This window comes from Streptomyces sp. CB01249 (assembly GCF_001905735.1).
Taxonomy (GTDB): domain Bacteria; phylum Actinomycetota; class Actinomycetes; order Streptomycetales; family Streptomycetaceae; genus Streptomyces.
Window position 1 is genome coordinate 62341 of the sequence record NZ_LISW01000003.1, and the last position, 16690, is coordinate 79030.

Annotated in this window: 15 protein-coding genes and 1 pseudogene; 10 read left to right on the forward strand and 6 right to left on the reverse strand. The window is 73.4% G+C overall.

The genetic code is table 11. The annotated features are described in order from the left end of the window. Positions 1-151 precede the first annotated feature (151 nt). Positions 152-511, reverse strand: a pseudogene (locus AMK18_RS15975) (alpha/beta fold hydrolase); the annotation flags it as partial. Between the two features lie 70 nt (positions 512-581). On the opposite strand from AMK18_RS15975, the gene AMK18_RS15980 reads away from it, so the two are divergent. After that, the gene (locus tag AMK18_RS15980; RefSeq protein WP_018103533.1) at positions 582-1058 is read left to right on the forward strand and encodes a MarR family transcriptional regulator; all 477 of its coding nucleotides are present in this window, start codon (positions 582-584) and stop codon (positions 1056-1058) included. An 18-nt stretch (positions 1059-1076) separates the two neighbouring features. Here AMK18_RS15980 and AMK18_RS15985 read toward each other — a convergent pair whose 3' ends face one another. Together AMK18_RS15985 and AMK18_RS15990 are read right to left on the reverse strand one after the other, a co-directional pair. After that, a complete protein-coding gene (locus AMK18_RS15985) occupies positions 1077-1988 on the reverse strand; it encodes a Gfo/Idh/MocA family protein (RefSeq protein ID WP_018103532.1) in 912 nt (303 codons plus the stop codon). 67 nt (positions 1989-2055) lie between these two features. Next, positions 2056-2859 carry a helix-turn-helix domain-containing protein gene (locus AMK18_RS15990; protein WP_073863300.1) on the reverse strand — a complete coding sequence of 268 codons (804 nt, stop codon included), beginning with the start codon at positions 2857-2859 and terminating at the stop codon, positions 2056-2058. 119 nt (positions 2860-2978) lie between these two features. On the opposite strand from AMK18_RS15990, the gene AMK18_RS15995 reads away from it, so the two are divergent. The 4 genes from AMK18_RS15995 (at position 2979) to AMK18_RS16010 (ending at position 6446) form a co-directional block, all read left to right on the forward strand. Then, a complete protein-coding gene (locus tag AMK18_RS15995) occupies positions 2979-3401 on the forward strand; it encodes a hypothetical protein (RefSeq protein WP_073863301.1) in 423 nt (140 codons plus the stop codon). A 126-nt stretch (positions 3402-3527) separates the two neighbouring features. Further along, positions 3528-4562 (forward strand): glutamine synthetase, encoded by a 1035-nt coding sequence (glnII, locus tag AMK18_RS16000; protein WP_073863302.1) that lies wholly within the window; start codon positions 3528-3530, stop codon positions 4560-4562. An 82-nt stretch (positions 4563-4644) separates the two neighbouring features. Further along, positions 4645-5559 (forward strand): DUF6891 domain-containing protein, encoded by a 915-nt coding sequence (locus tag AMK18_RS16005; protein WP_073863303.1) that lies wholly within the window; start codon positions 4645-4647, stop codon positions 5557-5559. A gap of 296 nt (positions 5560-5855) precedes the next feature. Further along, the gene (locus tag AMK18_RS16010; protein WP_073863304.1) at positions 5856-6446 is read left to right on the forward strand and encodes a winged helix-turn-helix domain-containing protein; all 591 of its coding nucleotides are present in this window, start codon (positions 5856-5858) and stop codon (positions 6444-6446) included. A 73-nt stretch (positions 6447-6519) separates the two neighbouring features. On the opposite strand, the gene AMK18_RS16015 is transcribed toward AMK18_RS16010, so the two are convergent. Further along, a complete protein-coding gene (locus AMK18_RS16015; RefSeq protein WP_198957018.1) occupies positions 6520-8652 on the reverse strand; it encodes an MMPL family transporter in 2133 nt (710 codons plus the stop codon). Positions 8653-8891: 239 nt separating this feature from the next. On the opposite strand from AMK18_RS16015, the gene AMK18_RS16020 reads away from it, so the two are divergent. Continuing rightward, the gene (locus AMK18_RS16020) at positions 8892-10160 is read left to right on the forward strand and encodes a sensor histidine kinase (RefSeq protein ID WP_073863306.1); all 1269 of its coding nucleotides are present in this window, start codon (positions 8892-8894) and stop codon (positions 10158-10160) included. Next, on the forward strand, positions 10145-10792 hold the full coding sequence (locus AMK18_RS16025; RefSeq protein WP_026171579.1) for a LuxR C-terminal-related transcriptional regulator: 648 nt from the start codon (positions 10145-10147) through the stop codon (positions 10790-10792). The genes AMK18_RS16020 and AMK18_RS16025 overlap by 16 nt, the downstream gene beginning before the upstream one ends. Here the strand turns inward: AMK18_RS16025 and AMK18_RS16030 are convergent. Then, complete coding sequence (locus AMK18_RS16030; protein WP_073863307.1) at positions 10789-12447, reverse strand: alpha-L-fucosidase; 1659 nt, start codon at positions 12445-12447, stop codon at positions 10789-10791. The genes AMK18_RS16025 and AMK18_RS16030 overlap by 4 nt on opposite strands. A 146-nt stretch (positions 12448-12593) precedes the next feature. Then, entirely contained in the window at positions 12594-13097 is a 504-nt protein-coding gene (locus AMK18_RS16035; protein WP_073863308.1) for a MarR family winged helix-turn-helix transcriptional regulator, read from the reverse strand. A 72-nt stretch (positions 13098-13169) separates the two neighbouring features. On the opposite strand from AMK18_RS16035, the gene AMK18_RS16040 reads away from it, so the two are divergent. The 3 genes from AMK18_RS16040 (at position 13170) to AMK18_RS16050 (ending at position 16689) form a co-directional block, all read left to right on the forward strand. Then, complete coding sequence (locus tag AMK18_RS16040; RefSeq protein WP_073863309.1) at positions 13170-13715, forward strand: carboxymuconolactone decarboxylase family protein; 546 nt, start codon at positions 13170-13172, stop codon at positions 13713-13715. A 66-nt stretch (positions 13716-13781) separates the two neighbouring features. After that, the gene (locus tag AMK18_RS16045; protein ID WP_073863310.1) at positions 13782-15704 is read left to right on the forward strand and encodes a hypothetical protein; all 1923 of its coding nucleotides are present in this window, start codon (positions 13782-13784) and stop codon (positions 15702-15704) included. Positions 15705-15783: 79 nt separating this feature from the next. After that, positions 15784-16689 (forward strand): metal-dependent hydrolase, encoded by a 906-nt coding sequence (locus AMK18_RS16050; protein WP_020207441.1) that lies wholly within the window; start codon positions 15784-15786, stop codon positions 16687-16689. Position 16690: the final 1 nt, after the last annotated feature.

Here is a 16690-nt window from a genome sequence, read left to right on the forward strand (position 1 = left end):
GGCCGGGCGGCGTCAGGTGCGTGCTCTCGGCGTGCCGGCCCCAGACCCCTGTACTGGATGTACTGGGGTCTGGGGCCGGTGCGGCGAGAGTGCGTGCATGGCGTCGCCCGGCAGACGGGAATGGTCAGACAGGCCCTGGGGCGACCGGTCCGGTGGCGCCGAGACCGTCGAGCAGGGCGTCGAGCCAGCCGCAGAGGTCTTCGACGCTGCGGACGGGCCGCTCCCCCGCCGTGCTGCGGCCCGGTTCGCCGATGAGGTCGGCGGCGTGGACGCGGTGGGTGCGGCCGAGGGCGGCGGCCTGGGCGTACCAGGCGGTGGAGGTCGCGCCGCCGCCGGGCAGCAGGACCAGGGGCGGGGCGTCCTCGGGGCCGTAGCTGTTGAGGTGGGTGGTGCCGTACGGGGTGGGGACCGTGGTCGGCGTGGTGCCGGGCGGCCAGGTGGCCGCGACGGTCGCGTCGTAGGCGGCGAGGAAGGCCGCGTCGGCGGTGGTCGCGGGCGGGGTGGGTGTCATGGGTGCTCCCTGGACTCCGTACGCCTGGATATTATCTCGCTGAGCGAGAGAATAGCGGGAGGTGCCGGGGATGAGTGAGCAGGGGCCGGAGCTGGAGATCGTCCATCTGCTGCGGAAGGTGACGTCCGCCTTCGGGCTGCGCCAGGCGGAGTTCGCGGCCCGGCACGGGATGCATCCGACGGATGTACGCGCCCTGGTGTGCCTGCTCGACGCGGAGCGCGCGGGGACCGGGGTCACCGCCGGACGGCTGGGGGCGGAGCTGGGGCTCAACTCGGCGGGCACCACGTCGCTCATCGACCGGCTGGAACGGCTGGGCCATCTGACGCGGACGCGGGACGAGCGGGACCGGCGGCGGGTGCTGCTGCGGGTGACACCGCAGGCGGTGGAGCTGGGCTGGGCAGCGTTCGGCCCGGCGATCGGCAGCGCGGTGGCGCTGTTGCGGGAGTTCGACGCGAGGGAGGTCGCGGCGGTGCGGCGGTTCCTGGGCGGGTTCCTGGCGGCGGTGTCGGAGGAGGGGGAGGACGGCGGGGCGGGGTCCGCCTGCTGACCCCGCCCCGCCCGGTGCCTACGCCCCGTGGGCCTGGGCCTCCGCCTCGGCCAGGAGCTCCGTCAGGCGGAGGCCGAACCGTACGTCGCAGGGGTGGGGGTCGCCCGTGCGGACCGAGGTGATCAGCGCGTCGACCGCCGCCGCGAAGGCGTCCACCGCGCCGTCCCACCTCGGCAGCTCGGCGACGCCGTGCTCGCCCCGGAGGACGACCTCGACCCCGGCGGCGGCCACCGGCGCGCCGAGGGCCAGGGTGACCGTGCTGGACGCCCCCGAGGTGTGGCGCAGGACGAGGTGGTGGGCGTCGGCGGGGCCACGGGCGGCGGTCAGTTCGGTGACGTCGCCCAGGACCGGGAGCAGGACCGAGAGGGCGTGCGGGCCGACGTCCCAGAGGCCGCCCCGCTCGCGGCGCCAGGGGGACGCGGCGTAGTCGCTGTCGGTGCCGGGGGCCCAGAGCGCGGCGATCCACTCGGCGCGGGCGGTGAACCAGTCGCCCCGCGCGGCCTGTTCGGCGATCCAGGCGGCGGGGCGCGGGGCGAACCTGAGCGTGCAGAACACGACGGACGCGACCCGGGCCTGCTCGGCGGCCTCGGCGACCTCGCGGGCCCCGGCGACCGTGGTGGCGACCGGCTTGTCCAGGATCAGGTGGCAGCCGGCGGCTGCGGCGCGGGCGGCCAGCGGGGCCTGCACGTCGGGCGGCAGCGCGAAGGCGACGGCGTCGCTCGTGGCGAACAGCTCGTCGAGCCCCGCGTCACCGGAGAACGCCGGGGCACCGTGCGCGGCGGCCAGCTCACCGGCGGCCTCGGCCCGGCGGCCCCACACCCCGCTGAGCACGACGCCGGGGTGTGCGGCGAGGGCGGGTGCCTGGGTGTTGCGGGCCCAGGGTCCGGTGCCGGCCAGGCCGATGCGCAGGGGGTTCTCGGGTGTCGTCATGGGTCCAGTGTGCCGGGCGGCCCCGGGGCGGCAAGGCCCGGACGACCGGTTTCCGGGATCGGCGGCCTCAGGTCCGGTGGAGTTCGGCCAGCAGGTCGGCGGTCTCCCGGTCGGCCGGCAGGAACGCCTCCAGGCGTAGTTCGGCGACGGTCACGTCGACGGCGGTGCCGAAGTGGGTGAGGGTGGTGATGAGCGTCAGCTCCCTGCCGTCGGCCGGACCGGGTGCGCGCAGCCGCAGCGGTACGGCGAAGCCGAGGTGGTCCGGTGCGTCGCGCGGACGGGGCGGGGCGAGGACGGTGAGCTCGGCGGCCAGGCCTCGGAGGCGGTCGTCCGGGTTGCGCGCGCTCTCGGCGCGGACGCGGTCGATGATGTGCCACGCCCACGCGTCCAGGTTGACGATGCGTGGTGCGAGGCCCTGCGGGTGCAGCAGGACCCGGGGCACGCTCACGGGCGGTTCGAGCAGGTGCGGGGCCACCCCGGCGGTGAGGGTGTGGAAGGCGGTGTTGGCCGCGGCGAGGTCTCCGTGCCGGTCCACGACGACCGCCGGATACGGCAGGTGACCGCGCAGGATGCGTTCGAGGGCGGTGCGGATCGGTGCGAGCCGGGGGTCGTCCAGGCGGGTCTGCGGGTAGACCGGTGCGAATCCGGCCGCGAGGAGCAGGTCGTTGCGCTCGCGGATCGGCACCTCCAGGGACTCCGCCAGCCGGATGATCATCGACCGGCCGGGGCTCGACCGCCCGCTCTCGATGAAGCTGACGTGCCGCTGCGTGGTTCCGGCGCGCGTGGCCAGTTCCAGCTGGCTGACGCGCCGCCGGGTGCGCCACTCACGTAACGCGGTGGCGAGACCGCCTCCGGCCGATTCGCTGATCACCGCCCTTGTGTATCCCGATCGTCTGCTGATCCGCCATTCCCTGCGGGGAATTGCCGCGCGCCGGCGGGCGCAGGAAGGTCGTTGCCGCACACCGGACCTTCGCACCCAGGGGATCAGCCATGACCGACATCGACGTCCACGACCTCACCGACCGCTACGTCGCCGTGTGGAACGAGCCCGACGCGGAGCGCCGCCGGGCCGCGGTCCGCGCGCTGTGGTCCGCCGACGCGGTCCACGTACTGCGGCCTCCGCAGGAGATCCGGGAGGTCGCCGAGGGGCTGGGCTTCGACCGTCTCCTGCTGGAGGCGCGCGGGTACGACGCGCTGGACTTCCGGGTGACGCGTGCCCACGAGGAGTTCATCGCGCCGGGCACCTTCGTCTTCCGGTCGCGCGGCAACGCGGACCAGCTCCACGACGTCGTCAAGTTCAACTGGGAGATGGCGCCCCGGGACGGGGGCGAGGTGGCCGGGGTCGGGCTGGAGGTCCTCGTGCTGGGCCCCGACGGCCGCGTCGTGAGCGACTACCAGTTCATCGAGGGGTGACCGCGACACGCCGGGAGCGCCGGGGAAACCCCGGTAACACGGGGTTCACACGAGGGCAACGGTCGGGAAATCGCGGCTTGCGAAGCTGCGGCGCATAGACCGCAGCACCCGCAAAGGATGGCTTCCGTGACGTTCAAGGCTGAGTACATCTGGATCGACGGCACCGAGCCGACCGCCAAGCTCCGCTCCAAGACGAAGATCATGTCCGGCAGCCCGTCGACCGACGTGGCCTCGCTGCCGATCTGGGGCTTCGACGGGTCGAGCACCAACCAGGCCGAGGGCCACGCCTCGGACCGGGTGCTGAAGCCGGTCTTCAGCTGCCCGGACCCGATCCGCGGCGGTGACGACATCCTGGTCCTGTGCGAGGTCTTCGACATCGACATGACCCCGCACGCGTCGAACACGCGGGCGCTGCTGCGTCCGGTCGCCGAGCAGTTCGCCGGGCAGGAGGCGATCTTCGGCATCGAGCAGGAGTACACCTTCTTCGACGGCCACCGGCCGCTCGGCTTCCCCGAGGGCGGCTTCCCGGCCGCGCAGGGCGGCTACTACTGCGGCGTCGGCTCGGACGAGATCTTCGGCCGGGAGATCGTGGAGAAGCACCTCGACAACTGCCTGAAGGCGGGCCTGGGCATCTCCGGCATCAACGCCGAGGTCATGCCGGGCCAGTGGGAGTTCCAGGTGGGCCCGCTGTCCCCGCTGGAGGTCTCCGACCAGCTGTGGATCGCCCGCTGGCTGCTCTACCGCACCGCCGAGGACTTCAACGTCTCCGCGACCCTCGACCCGAAGCCGGTCAAGGGCGACTGGAACGGTGCGGGCGCGCACACCAACTTCTCCACGAAGGCGATGCGCGAGGGCTACGACGCGATCATCACGGCCTGCGAGTCGCTGGGCGAGGGCTCGAAGCCGATGGACCACGTCAAGAACTACGGCGCGGGCATCGACGACCGCCTGACCGGTCTGCACGAGACCGCCCCGTGGAACGAGTACAGCTACGGCGTCTCCGACCGCGGCGCCTCGGTGCGCATCCCGTGGCAGGTCGAGCAGGACCGCAAGGGCTACATCGAGGACCGCCGCCCGAACGCCAACGTCGACCCGTACGTGGTCACGCGGCTGATCGTGGACACCTGCTGCTCGGCCCTGGAGAAGGCCGGCCAGGTCTGATCCGCCCCGGTCACGGAAAGGGCGCCCACCGCACGCGCGGTGGGCGCCCTTCGTTGTCAGTGCCGTGTGCCAGGCTGACCGCATGCTCAGCGTCAAGGTCGAGACCGAGAACCAGCAGACCCACACCCGAGTTTCCGCCGAGGAGCTCGGGGACCTCGTGCACCGCATCGGCGCGCGCGGGGACAACTTCCTGGTCGTCCAGCGGATACCGGACATCCCCGGCACCTTCATCCAGGTGTGGCACGAGGCGGGCGGGGGCTACGAGTTGGAGCACCGTACGGGCACGGCGACGAGCCACGTCCGTACGGTCGTCGACCACCCGGACCGGGTCCTCGCGCTGATGACCCGATGGGCGCGCGAGGAGCCGGGCTGGGACGCGGGCACCGTCTGGGAGAGCGCCGGGATACCGGAGCCGGAGCCCGTGCCGGAGCTCGCCGAGGAGATCCGGGCGCAGCTGGAGCCCCGGGTCCGGGTGCTGCTGCGCGGCGGTTACGAGACCGTGGGGACGCTCACCGAAGCGGCCGAGGAATACCTGGTGGAGGACGGGGTGCGGCCGGTCTCCCGGGACCAGGCGCGGGAGTTGGTGGAGCGGCTCTGGCTGGAGCGCGTCGAGGAGCAGCGGAGCTGGGCGGACGAGGTGACGGACCCGGACCGGCTGGAGCGGGCCTTCGCCCGGCTCGACCGGGGCGGCATCACGGCCCGGGAGAACTTCACGTGCTGCCGCTCGTGCGGGATGAGCGAGATCGGGGCGGCCGGGCGCGAGGAGGCCAGGGGCTTCGTCTTCTTCCACGGCCAGGGCGCGGAGCACGCGGCGGCGGGACACGGCCTCGCGCTGTACTACGGCGGCTTCCAGGATTCCCCGGAGAGGACGGCCGCGGTGGGCCGCGAGGTGGCAGCCGCGCTGAGCGAGGCCGGGCTGACGGTGGAGTGGGACGGTTCCCCGGACAAGGCGATCCAGCTGACCGGCCTGGACTGGCGCAAACGGCTGGTGGGTTAGGGCCTGTCCGGCGGATCAGGGCCGGGGGTGTCGCCTTGCTCACCTCGTTGCACGAAGGGGCGCGACGCCACGCGTTCTCTGCTTCAATGGGGGCATGGCCAGCTTCCCGCACACCTCGACCGGTCGCAGCGACCTCGAGCCGTTCTGGCCCTCCCGTCAGCACCACGACTTCGACCGGGTGTGTTGCCGCGCGCTGAACGCGCCGGCCCTCTAACGCCCTCACCCGGCCTTCGGTCCGCGCGCACGCAGCAAGTCCGTCCACCGACGACTCCCTCGCGCGAAAGAGCTGACCCCTCATGGCGAACACCCGTACCTTCTCCGCTGCCGCTGCGACCACCTCCGTCCCTCCCTCATCCCCGGGCCGGCACCGGCTGCGCGCCGTCGCCCCCGACGAGACCGTCCAGCAGGCCGACGTCTCGGCGCTCCTGACGCCGGGTGCGACCTGGCTGCCCGCGCCCCAGCACACCCTGCCCAGCCTGCCGGGCCGCCCGCCGATGGTCGGCTACCTGGTGCTCGTGCCCGCCGACCAGCAGCCGGCCTTCGCCGCGGCCGCCGCGCAGTACGCGGTGCCGGGGGCGCCGAACGCGGAGGCCGAGCCGGCCGCGACGGGCCCGGTGACCATCGACTCCGTCCAGCGCTCCGCCTCCGTCAACGGGCGCCCGCTGGACCTCACCTACCTGGAATTCGAGCTCCTGGCCCATCTGGTGGCCCACCCCCACCGCGTCCACACCCGCGACCAGCTGGTGACCACGGTCTGGGGTTACGGGCATGTGGGCGACGGCCGCACCGTCGACGTCCACGTGGCGCGGCTGCGCCGCAAGCTGGGCGCCGAGCACCGCCGCTCGATCCAGACAGTGCGCCGGGTCGGGTACAAGTACACGCCCTGACACACGGCGAATGGGGCGGGCCCCGGTTCCGGTAAGCACTACCGGAACCGGGGCCCGCCTTCGTACGCCCTGCTCAGCGCAGTCCCGACCCGGCCGGGGCCGGGGCGGCCGGGGCCTGTGCGGGCTCGCCGTGGTCCAGGCTCGGGAGCCGGCCGAGGCCGCGCGGGGTGCGCCAGTTGCGCTCGCCGAGCAGCGCCATCACGGAGGGCAGCAGCACCATCCGTACGAGCGTGGCGTCCAGCAGGACCGCGACCGCGAGGCCGACGCCCATCTGCTGCATGTCCTGCATGGACAGGGTCGCGAAGACCGAGAACACCGCCACCATGATCACGGCCGCGCCGGTCACCGCCCCGGCCGTGCGGCGGATGCCCTCGTCGATCGCGGCCCGGTTGCCGATCCCCCGGCCGTGCGCCTCGCGGATCCGGGAGACGACGAAGACGTGGTAGTCCATCGAGAGCCCGAACAGGACGACGAGGACGAACAGCGGCATCCAGGACTCGACCGCGCCGACGCCCTCCGAGCCGATGAGCCCGGCGCCCCAGCCGTGCTGGAAGACTGCGGTCATCACCCCGTAGGCAGCGGCCACGGAGAGCAGGTTGAGGACGATCGACGTCACGGCGATCACGTACGACCGGAAGCAGAACAGCATCAGCAGGAACGTCACCGCGGTGATGAAGAGGAAGACCGGGGCGATCCCGCGCTTCAGCTGGTCGTTGAAGTCGACGGACCCGGCCACCTCGCCGGTGACGTAGGCGTGGGCGCCGCTGGAGTCGAAGGCGGCGGGCAGGCGGTCGTCGCGCAGGGCGGCGAGGTCCTTCTCGCCGCCGGGCAGCGGGACCTCGAACTCGGCGATGTTCTGCGCCCGGTGGACGGTGACGTGGTCGAAGCCGGCGAGGGCCTTGCGGACGGCCGGGGCGGTGATGTCGTCGGCCTCCACGACGACCTGGGCCGGGGCGGGGCCGCCGGGGAAGGTCTCGCTGATGTGGCGGTAGGCGACGGACAGCGTGGAGTCGGAGCCGAACTGCTTGTCCAGGCCCAGGGACTCGGTCTTCATGCCGATCGCGGGCGCGGCGAGCACCAGCAGGACGGCGACGGAGGCGGCGGCGAAGAACTTCGGGCGGTTCAGGACGGGGCGCAGCACCCGGCCCGCGATGCGGCCGCTCTCCGCCTTCCCCCGCTTGCCGCGCCGGTTCAGCAGCGGCACCCGGCCGGCGTCGATGCGGTCGCCGAGCCAGGAGAGCAGGGCGGGCAGCACGGTGACGGAGCCCAGCATGGCGATGCACACGACGGTGATGGTGGCGAGGGCGAAGCCCTTGAAGAGCATCAGGCCGGACAGGAACATCCCGGCCATGGCGACCATGACGGTGAGCCCGGAGACCAGCACGGCCCGGCCGCTGGTGGCGGCGGCGATGCGCAGGGCGGTCTCGGCGTCGCGTCCGGCGGCCCGCTCGTCGCGTTCGCGGCGCAGGTAGAACAGGCAGTAGTCGACGCCGACGGCGAAGCCCATCAGGAACATCACGGAGTACGTGGTCTGGAACAGGTGCAGCTGGTGGCTGGCGAGCGAGAGCAGGCCGAAGGCGGCCATGCACGCGGTGAGCGCGAGCCCGACGGGCAGCAGGGCGGCGACGACGGCGCCGAAGGCGACCAGCAGGATGCCGAGGGCCAGCGGTACGGCGGTGAACTCGGCCTTCTTGAAGTCGTCCGCGAGCAGGTCGCCGAGCCACTTGCCGGCACTGGCGTCCCCGAACTGGCTTACGGTGACGTCGGGTTGGCTCTTCCGGACCCCGGCGACGGCGTCCAGCACGGGCTGCACCCGGTCCGGGGCGGTGTCCGGGTCGCCCTTCATCTCGAAGGTGATCAGCGCGTCCTTGCGGTCCTTGGAGGCGACCGGGTCCGCGAGGCCGGTGACCTCGCCGGTGTCCCGGAGGGCGGCGGTCAGCTCGCGGGCGGCGGTGCGCCAGCCGTCGGGCCCGGCGGCGGAGACCATGACGAGTTCGCCGGCCCGGTGGCCGAGCCCCGCGTCGGAGAGGATCTGCTCGGCGCGGGCCGAGTCGCCCGCGCCGTTCTCGGCGTCGGTCATCTCGACCATGCCCGAGGCGCCGCCGATGCCCGCGGCGAGTACGACGAAGAGCAGCCAGCCGAGAATGGCCGTCTTGCGGTGGTGTGCGCTCCACACACCGATACGTGCCGCGAGGTTACGCCTCATGGCGGGTTCGCCCCCTGTTGGTGGAAGTCCGACGATGCCCCTCGAATCTAGGAACGCCGGGCCGGCCGCCCCAGCCGGTGGAACACCCGGTCGCGCGGCACATAGGGCGAGGTGGCGGGGGTGGTGCTGGGTACACCCCCACCGGGTGGGAAACCGGCTGACGTGTGCGGGGTGCGCCGGGTCAGACTGTGTGCGACACGGGGCCTGCGGAGGGCCCGGCGAGGGAACGAGGGACCGGGATGGACGCGAAGCGGGGACGGATCGGGGCGGCTTTGCTGGCCGCGTGGCGCGGGCTGGTGGTGTCGTTCGCCGCCCTCGCGGGGTCGTGCACGCTGTTCGTACTGGCGGTGGTCTCCATCGCCCTGATTCCGCTGGGCATCGGCCTGGTGACCACGCCGTACATCCTGGAGGCGGTCCGCAAGCACGCCAACCAGCGGAGGCTGCTGGCGATCACCTGGTCGGACGTGCGCATCCCGGTCCCGTACCGGCCGTTCCCGAAGGATGTGCGGAGCGGGTTCACCGGGCAGGTGGAGCGGACCACGCTGATGCTGAAGGACCCGGCGACCTGGCGGGACATGCGGTGGCTGGTGGTCGACATGACGGCCGGCTACACGGTGGCGATCCTGGCGGCTGCGCTGATGGTCTACCCGGTGGAGGGGTTCGTGCTGGCGGCGGGCCTGTGGCGGGTCTTCACGGACGACCGGTACTGGTACGCGTTCGTCCCGGTCGACAGCCAGGCGACGGGGCTGCTGGCAGCGGCGCTCGGCGTGGCGCTCTTCGCCTTCGCGGTGCTGGTGAGCGAGCGGCTGCTGCGGGCGCACTTCGTGCTGGCCCGGTCGGTGCTCGCCCCCACCCAGGAGCAGGAACTGGCCCTGCGCATCGACCGGTTGACCGAGACCCGGCACGAGGCGGTGGACACGGCCGCCTCCGAGCTGCGGCGCATCGAGCGCGATCTGCACGACGGGGCGCAGGCCCGGCTGGTCGCGATGGGGATGAACCTCGGCACCGTCGAGGCGCTGATCGAGAAGGACCCGGCGCAGGCGAAGCAGCTCCTGGCGATGGCCCGGGAGTCCTCGGCCGAGGCGCTGACGGAGCTGCGCGACCTGGTGCGGGGCATCCACCCGCCGGTGCTGGCCGAGCGGGGGCTCGGGGACGCGGTGAAGGCGCTGGCGCTGCGGCTGCCGGTCCCGTGCGACGTGGACGTGGAGCTGGCCGGGCGGGCGGAGGCGCCGGTGGAGTCGGCGGCGTACTTCGCGGTCAGCGAGGCGCTGACGAACGCGGCGAAGCACTCGGGGGCCGACCGGATCTGGGTGGACCTGCGCCACAGCGACGGGGCGCTCCGGTTCTCGGTCACGGACAACGGGAGGGGCGGCGCCTCGGTCGGGGCGGGCTCGGGGCTGAGCGGCATCGAACGCCGGCTCGGTACATTCGACGGCATCATGGCCGTCAGCAGCCCCGCGGGCGGTCCCACCATGGTGACCATGGAGATCCCTTGCGAGTTGTCCTAGCCGAAGATCTCTTCCTGCTGCGCGACGGCCTGGTGCGGATGCTGGAGGCGTACGACTTCGAGATCGCGGCCGCCGTCGAGACCGGGCCGGAACTCACCAAGGCCCTCGCCGAGTTGGAGCCGGACGTCGCCGTGGTCGACGTCCGGCTCCCGCCGTCCCACACGGACGAGGGGCTTCAGTGCGCGCTGGCGGCCCGGCGGGCGCGGCCGGGGCTGCCCGTCCTCGTACTCTCCCAGCACGTCGAGCAGTTGTACGCGCGCGAGCTGCTGGCGGACGGCAACGGCGGGATCGGGTATCTGCTCAAGGACCGGGTGTTCGACGCGGACCAGTTCATCGACGCGGTGCGCCGGGTCGCGGCGGGCGGCACGGCGATGGACCCGCAGGTCATCTCGCAGCTGCTGACGCGGCGTTCGCAGGACAAGCCGATGGGCGGGCTGACACCGCGCGAGCGGGAGGTCATGGAGCTGATGGCCCAGGGCCGGTCGAACGCGGCGATCGCCTCGCAAATGGTGATCACGGAGCGGGCGGTGGCCAAGCACACCTCGAACATCTTCGGGAAGCTGGGCCTGCCGCCGTCCGACGACGACAACCGCCGCGTTCTGGCCGTACTGGCGTATCTGGACCGGGGTTAACGACTCGTCAGGTGCAGGGTGGTGGCGCCCAGGTGCGGCTTCGCCCGGGATTCCAGCACCTTGACGCGGACCGCCGTGGCGGTGACGGCCTCGGGCAGGGTCAGGATGCGTTCGTGGCCGATGGTGGTGCCCTCGGCGATCCGCTGCCAGGCGCCGTTCACCCTGGCCTCGACGGCGAACTTCTCCACCCGCTGACCGTGCCGGATGTCCTCGCGGACGGCGACGCGGTCGAAGGTGTACGGGCCCGGGCGCTGCTGTCGTACGTCGGTGCCGTAGATCCGGCGTACGTCGGCACCGAAGGCGGTCAGTTGGGTGACGTCCTCGGCGGCGATGCGGCCGTCGGGGGCGGGCGGGACGTTGAGCAGGAGCGAGGCGTTGCGGCCGACGCTCTTCTCGTACAGGTCCATCAACTGCGCTGCCGTCTTGGGCTGTTCGTTCTCGTGGTAGAACCAGCCGGGCCGGTTGGAGACGTCCGCCTCGGCCGGGTACCACTGGAGGTAGTTGGTCTCCGGTTCGAGGAGCCGGGCGCGGGAGCCGATGTCGGGGTCGGTGGAGTCGTTGGGCAGCGAGCCGAGCCCGGTCCAGGGGTCGGTGGTGTGCGGGGTGACGCTCCACTCGGTCTCGCGGGCGGTGCCGTTCTCGTTGCCGACCCAGCGCACGCCCTGGGGGCCCTGGAAGACGACGGTGTCCGGCGAGAGCGCCTTGACCATGTCGAACCACTGCTTGACGTCGTACTTCTGCGTGATGCCGGAGCCGGACCAGGGGTTGGCGCCGTCGAGCCACAGCTCCTCGACGGGGCCGTACTGGGTGAAGATCTCGTAGAGCTGGTTGAGGTAGTACGCGTCGTAGTCGTCGGCCCGCACCTGGAAGCTGGGCAGCCTGCCGCTCTTGACGCGGGCGGCGCGGTCGTCGCCGGGGACGAGGGTGGGGATGGTGCGTGCGGTGACCGGGCTGCCGTTGCCGAAGCGGCCCTGGCCGGCCGGGGCGCGGTCGCCGTCCTCCAGGGCCATGCGCTCGGGCAGGGAGAGCGACTGTCCGGCGGCCTCCTTGGCGCGGATCTTCTCGACCCACTCGGCGTGCCAGGCGTGCGGGAGTTCGGCGCCGTCGGAGGGCGAGAGGTAGAAGCCGACCTTCAGCCCGGCCTTGCGGGCGGCCTTCACATAGGCGGCGACGACATCGGGGCTGCCGGGGCTGAGGGCGACCGAGTGGTCGGTGTAGCGGCTGGGATAGAGGACGAAGCCGTCGTGATGCTTGACGGTGAGCATGACCTGTTCGGCGCCGGCGGCCTTGTAGGCGCGCATCCACTGGTCGGAGTCGATGGCGGCGGGCGCGAACAGCTTCTCGTCCTCGGTGCCCGAGCCCCACTCGCGGCCGGTGAAGGTGTTCATGCCGAAGTGCGTGAAGGCGGTGACCTCCCTTTGCTGCCAGGCGAGTTGCCCGGTGGTGGGGACGATGTTCGCCGCCTTCTCGATGATCCGCGCGGGGCTGTCGCAGTCCTCCACCGCCATCTGCGAGGCGGGCTTCACGGGCCCCCGGCAGGCACCCGCCGCGGCGGACGGCCCGGGCGCGGCCTGCTGCGCGGTGGCGGTTACGGGGATGAGCGCGGCGGCCGCCGCCAGCGCGAGCGCGCTGAGCACATGGGTGCGTCGTGCCATGGTTCCCTCTCCTTCACGACCAACAAGTGGTCGGATCTCTCGGGTGCCGACGCGTGCATGCTGCCGCAGAGAGGGCCCCACGGATAGAGTACGGACTCCATACGTCCTATGTCTGGTGAGAGAAGTCCAAGTCGCCGGGGCCGCACTCAGCCGTTGAACCAGGCCGCCACATCGAGCCGGAAGGCACCGTCCGGGGCCATCGCGCGCAGGTCGTCCTCCAGGGCGCGGACCCGTTCGGCGCCGAGGGTCCGGACCCACTCGGCGCGCAGCCGGTCGAAGCCCTCGGCGGACCGCCGGAGCACGTCGACGCCCCGCGCGGTGAGCAGGACCAGCTTGCGGCGCCCGTCGGCCGGGTCGTCGGCGCGCTCCACGTAACCGAGACTCTCCAGCCGGTCGACGGTCTTGCCCGCGGCCTGCTTGGAGACGCCGAGGCGGCGGCCGATCTCGCTGGCGGTCGCGCCCTCGACGCCCACGGCCTGGAGGGCGTAGCCGTACGCGGGCCGCATGTCCGGGTGCCCCTGCTCGGCGAGCTCACGGTGGAGCGCGTCGATGACCGTACGGAAGCCGGCGAACAGCAGAAGGGGCAGCTCGAAGCCCCTGCCCACCTCCTCGGGACGCACTTCTCCACGCCCGCCCGCACGCTCAGCCATTGCGAAACTCGACAACCTGGTTTACGTTTTTTTCGTCAATCATGTTGTCGAGTTTAGCCGAGAGGCCCCACCATGCCCGCGACCGCCTTCCCCGACCACACCCTCGAATCGGCTCCCGCCGCCGCCAAGTCCGGCCTCACCGCCATCGCGCAGAAGCAGGGCTTCCTGCCGTCCGCCGCCGCCCGCATGGCCACCTCCCCCGAGGTGCTGAGCGGCTTCCTCCGGCTGAACGCGCTCTTCGAGGCCACCACCCTGGACCGGCTCTCGCGCGAGGTCCTGAGCATGACCATGGCCACCCGGAACGACTGCCACGTCTGCGTGGCGATCCACACCGGGATACTCACCGCCCTGGACGCCGAGCCCGCCCTCCTCGCCGCCCTCCGCGAGGGCACCCCGCTCCCGGACGAACGCCTGGAAGCCATGCGGCGGTTCACCCTGGCCGTCCTCGCCGCGAACGGGGCCGTGGACGACGCGACGGTCGAGGCGTTCACGGCCCACGGCTACACCGCGCGCAACGCGCTGGAGGTGACCCTCGGCATCGCCACCTACACCCTGTCCACCTTCGCCAACCGGATGACCGGCGCCCCGGTCGACGGCCCGCTGGCCCGGTTCGCCTGACGCCCGCGGGTCCCCCGGCGGAGGGGACCGGAGTGACCATCGCACCATTCGCTCGTTCAGCTGAATGTGCGCCCACCGTCAGAGCTACCGCAGGCCCTCGCCCCGGCCGACGCGGAACAGGCCGAGGCCGCGCTGGTCGAGCACTACCCGCGGCTGGTGCGGATCGGCTACCTCCTGCTGCCGCCCTCGCCGGGCCGCGCCCGGCGGGTGTTCGCCGCCCACGCCCTCGCCCAGCGCTCCCTGCAAGCCGCCCACCGCGCCCGCCCCGCCGCCGTCCCACTCCCCCGCCGCACCGACGACGCCGACCCCGCGTACACCTACGTGCGGCGCCAGGTGCTGCGCCGGGCGCTGGCGGCGGGGCGCGCCCGGCGCCTCCGGTTCCGGCCGCGCCGCGCCGCCCTGCCGCCCGCCCTGCCGTCGGTATGGGGCCTGCGCCTGCTCCCGCACCCCGGGGGCACCGGTGAACTCGCCCTGGAGCGGGAGCTCGCGGCGCTCACCGCCCCCGCCCGGGCCGCGTTCGTCCTGCGCGGCCTGGAGGGGCTCGCGGACGGGGAGGTCCGGCGGGAGCTGGCCGCCGCCGGGGTCGCCGATCCGCACGCGGCCCTGACCGAGGCGGACGGGGTGCGGGCGAGCCCCGCGCTCCTGGGCTCCCCGGAGTTCGACCCCTGCTCGCTCCAGGCCCGGCCGCCCGATCTGCCGGGCCGCCGCAGACGCGCCCGCACCGCGCTCGCGGCCGTCGCCGCGCTCCTGGTGTGCGGGGCGCTGCTCGGGCTGCCCGGCGGCGGCTGGGGGCACGGCGGGCTGACCGCCCCGCCGTACGCGCGCAACCCGGCCGCCGAAGCGGCCCTGGACCCGGGGGCGTTGCGCCGGGTGCCCGCGACGTACTGGCTCCACTCCGCGCGTACGGACTTCACCTCCTGGCCCACGCGCGGCGACCGCACCCAGGACACCCGGCTGCTCCGGCGCGCGCTCGCGGTCTGGGCCCGGCCCGGCGCCGGGATCCGGACCTCGGCGACCCCCGGCACGCCCACGGGCCCGCCGATGGGCGCTCCGCAACTGCTGTACGCGGGTGAGGTCGGGGACTCCGCGGTGGTGCTGTTCCACGACGGGCTGCGCGTCGTGCGGTACGCCGAGCCGCGCAACGCCGACCCCGCGCTGGGCGCCGCCCTCGACTTCGCCCGGGTGGACGGGGCGAACGAGGGGTCGTCGGGCGCGCTGGTGGTGGCCAGGACCGGGGACGGGGTGCGGTATCTGACGGCGCCCTGGGTGCGGCAGGCCCGGGTGCGGGACCTGCTCGCGCCCGACCGGGCGCCCCGCCCGCTGGACCGCTCCCGGGACGGGGTGACCGGCCCGCTGGCGGACCCGGCGGCGGGCTCCGGCTGCCGGTCCTGGCAGGCCGTCGAGCTGACCGGGGGCTCCTCGGCGCGGCTGGTCACGGACCTGGGCGAGCTCGCCCCGGCCCGGCTGACCTACGGCACCCCGGGCAGCCCGCACGACGTCACGGGGCGGGCCGAGCGGGAGAGCTGGGCGCGCACCGCGTGCCTGCTGCGGGAGGTCCGCTCGCACGGGGTGCGGTCGGTCAACTCCTGGGCCTACGCCCGGCAGCCGCTGCCCGAGGCCGGGGGCACGGCGCGCTGGCTGTGCACCCGGGCGGAGACCTGGCGGGGGGCGGGGAGCAGGGTCATCGCGCAGTTCCAGGCCCCGTCCGCCCGTCCGGCGGCGCCGGGCGCGGTCGCGGCGCGGGGCGAGGACGCGCCGGAGTGCGGGGCGCGGACGCCCCGGGTGCTGGCGGGCGTGCTGTGGCAGTCGCCGGGCGGGCGGTGGTACGTCCTGGCGGCGGGCAGCGAGCAGTTCGCGTCGCTGGCCACGTCGGGCGGGGTGACGGGGAGCGCCCCGGGGCGGCTGCTCGCGGTGCCCGCCGCGGAGGGGGTCCGGCCCCGGCTCGACGGACGGCTGAAGGACGGCAGCCGGGTGGGCGCCCTGCACTGAGCGGCCACCCCGGCTTCCGGAACCGGGAATTCGGCGCACACCCCTGTTCCCCGGGCTTACCGCTCAGTATTTTGACAACATGTCTAACACGCAGCCAGCGGCGGTCGCGGCGGAGCGGACCGCCCTCAAGGCCCGCCGGGTCAGCTTCGCCTGGGACCGGACCCCCTTGCACTGGGTGCCGGGCGACCCGTTCACCACGCACACCATCAACGTGCTCCACCTCCTGCTGCCCGCCGGGGAGCGCTGGTTCATCCACGTCTACCGCCAGGTGCTCCCGTACATCCACGACGAGGAGCTGCGCCAGGACGTCATCGGCTTCATCGGCCAGGAGGCGATGCACTCCCAGGCCCACGACGACGTGCTCCCGCACCTCAAGGAGCTGGGGCTCGACCCGACGCCGTACACCGCGCAGGTCGACTGGCTCTTCGAGAAGCTGCTCGGCGACCGGACGCTGCCGCCGGGGCGGGCGCGGACCTGGTGGCTGAAGGAGCGGGTGGCGACGATCGCGGCGATCGAGCACTACACCGCCTTCCTCGGCGACTGGATCCTGAACGCCGACGAGCTGGACCGGCGCGGGGCCGACCCGACCATGCTGGACCTGCTGCGCTGGCACGGCGCCGAGGAGGTCGAGCACCGCTCGGTCGCCTTCGACGTGTTCATGCACGTCGACGGCGGGTACCGGCGGCGGGTGCGGACCTGGGCGACGGCGTTCTCCGCGCTGCTCTTCCTCTGGCAGCGCGGCACCCGGTTCTTCATGGAGAACGACCCGAGCCTGCTGGACGGCAAGGCGTCCTTCGGGCAGTTCTACCGCAGCGGCCGGCACGGCACCCTGCCCAGCACCCCGTCGATCCTGCGCTCCGTCCCGCGCTATCTGAGCCGTACGTACCACCCCTCGCAGGAGGGCAGCACGGCCCAGGCCGTCGACTACCTCACCCGCTCGCCCGCCGCCGTCGCGGCCGAGGCCCGTACGACGGAAGCCCGCTGAC

Coding starts and splice junctions, on each gene's coding strand:
- AMK18_RS15980 (WP_018103533.1), top strand. CDS start 582: ATGAGTGAGCAGGGGCCGGAGCTGGAGATCGTCCATCTGCTGCGGAAG.
- AMK18_RS15985 (WP_018103532.1), bottom strand. CDS start 1,988: ATGACGACACCCGAGAACCCCCTGCGCATCGGCCTGGCCGGCACCGGA.
- AMK18_RS15995 (WP_073863301.1), top strand. CDS start 2,979: ATGACCGACATCGACGTCCACGACCTCACCGACCGCTACGTCGCCGTG.
- AMK18_RS16005 (WP_073863303.1), top strand. CDS start 4,645: ATGCTCAGCGTCAAGGTCGAGACCGAGAACCAGCAGACCCACACCCGA.
- AMK18_RS16010 (WP_073863304.1), top strand. CDS start 5,856: ATGGCGAACACCCGTACCTTCTCCGCTGCCGCTGCGACCACCTCCGTC.
- AMK18_RS16015 (WP_198957018.1), bottom strand. CDS start 8,652: ATGAGGCGTAACCTCGCGGCACGTATCGGTGTGTGGAGCGCACACCAC.
- AMK18_RS16020 (WP_073863306.1), top strand. CDS start 8,892: ATGGACGCGAAGCGGGGACGGATCGGGGCGGCTTTGCTGGCCGCGTGG.
- AMK18_RS16030 (WP_073863307.1), bottom strand. CDS start 12,447: ATGGCACGACGCACCCATGTGCTCAGCGCGCTCGCGCTGGCGGCGGCC.
- AMK18_RS16035 (WP_073863308.1), bottom strand. CDS start 13,097: ATGGCTGAGCGTGCGGGCGGGCGTGGAGAAGTGCGTCCCGAGGAGGTG.
- AMK18_RS16040 (WP_073863309.1), top strand. CDS start 13,170: ATGCCCGCGACCGCCTTCCCCGACCACACCCTCGAATCGGCTCCCGCC.
- AMK18_RS16050 (WP_020207441.1), top strand. CDS start 15,784: ATGTCTAACACGCAGCCAGCGGCGGTCGCGGCGGAGCGGACCGCCCTC.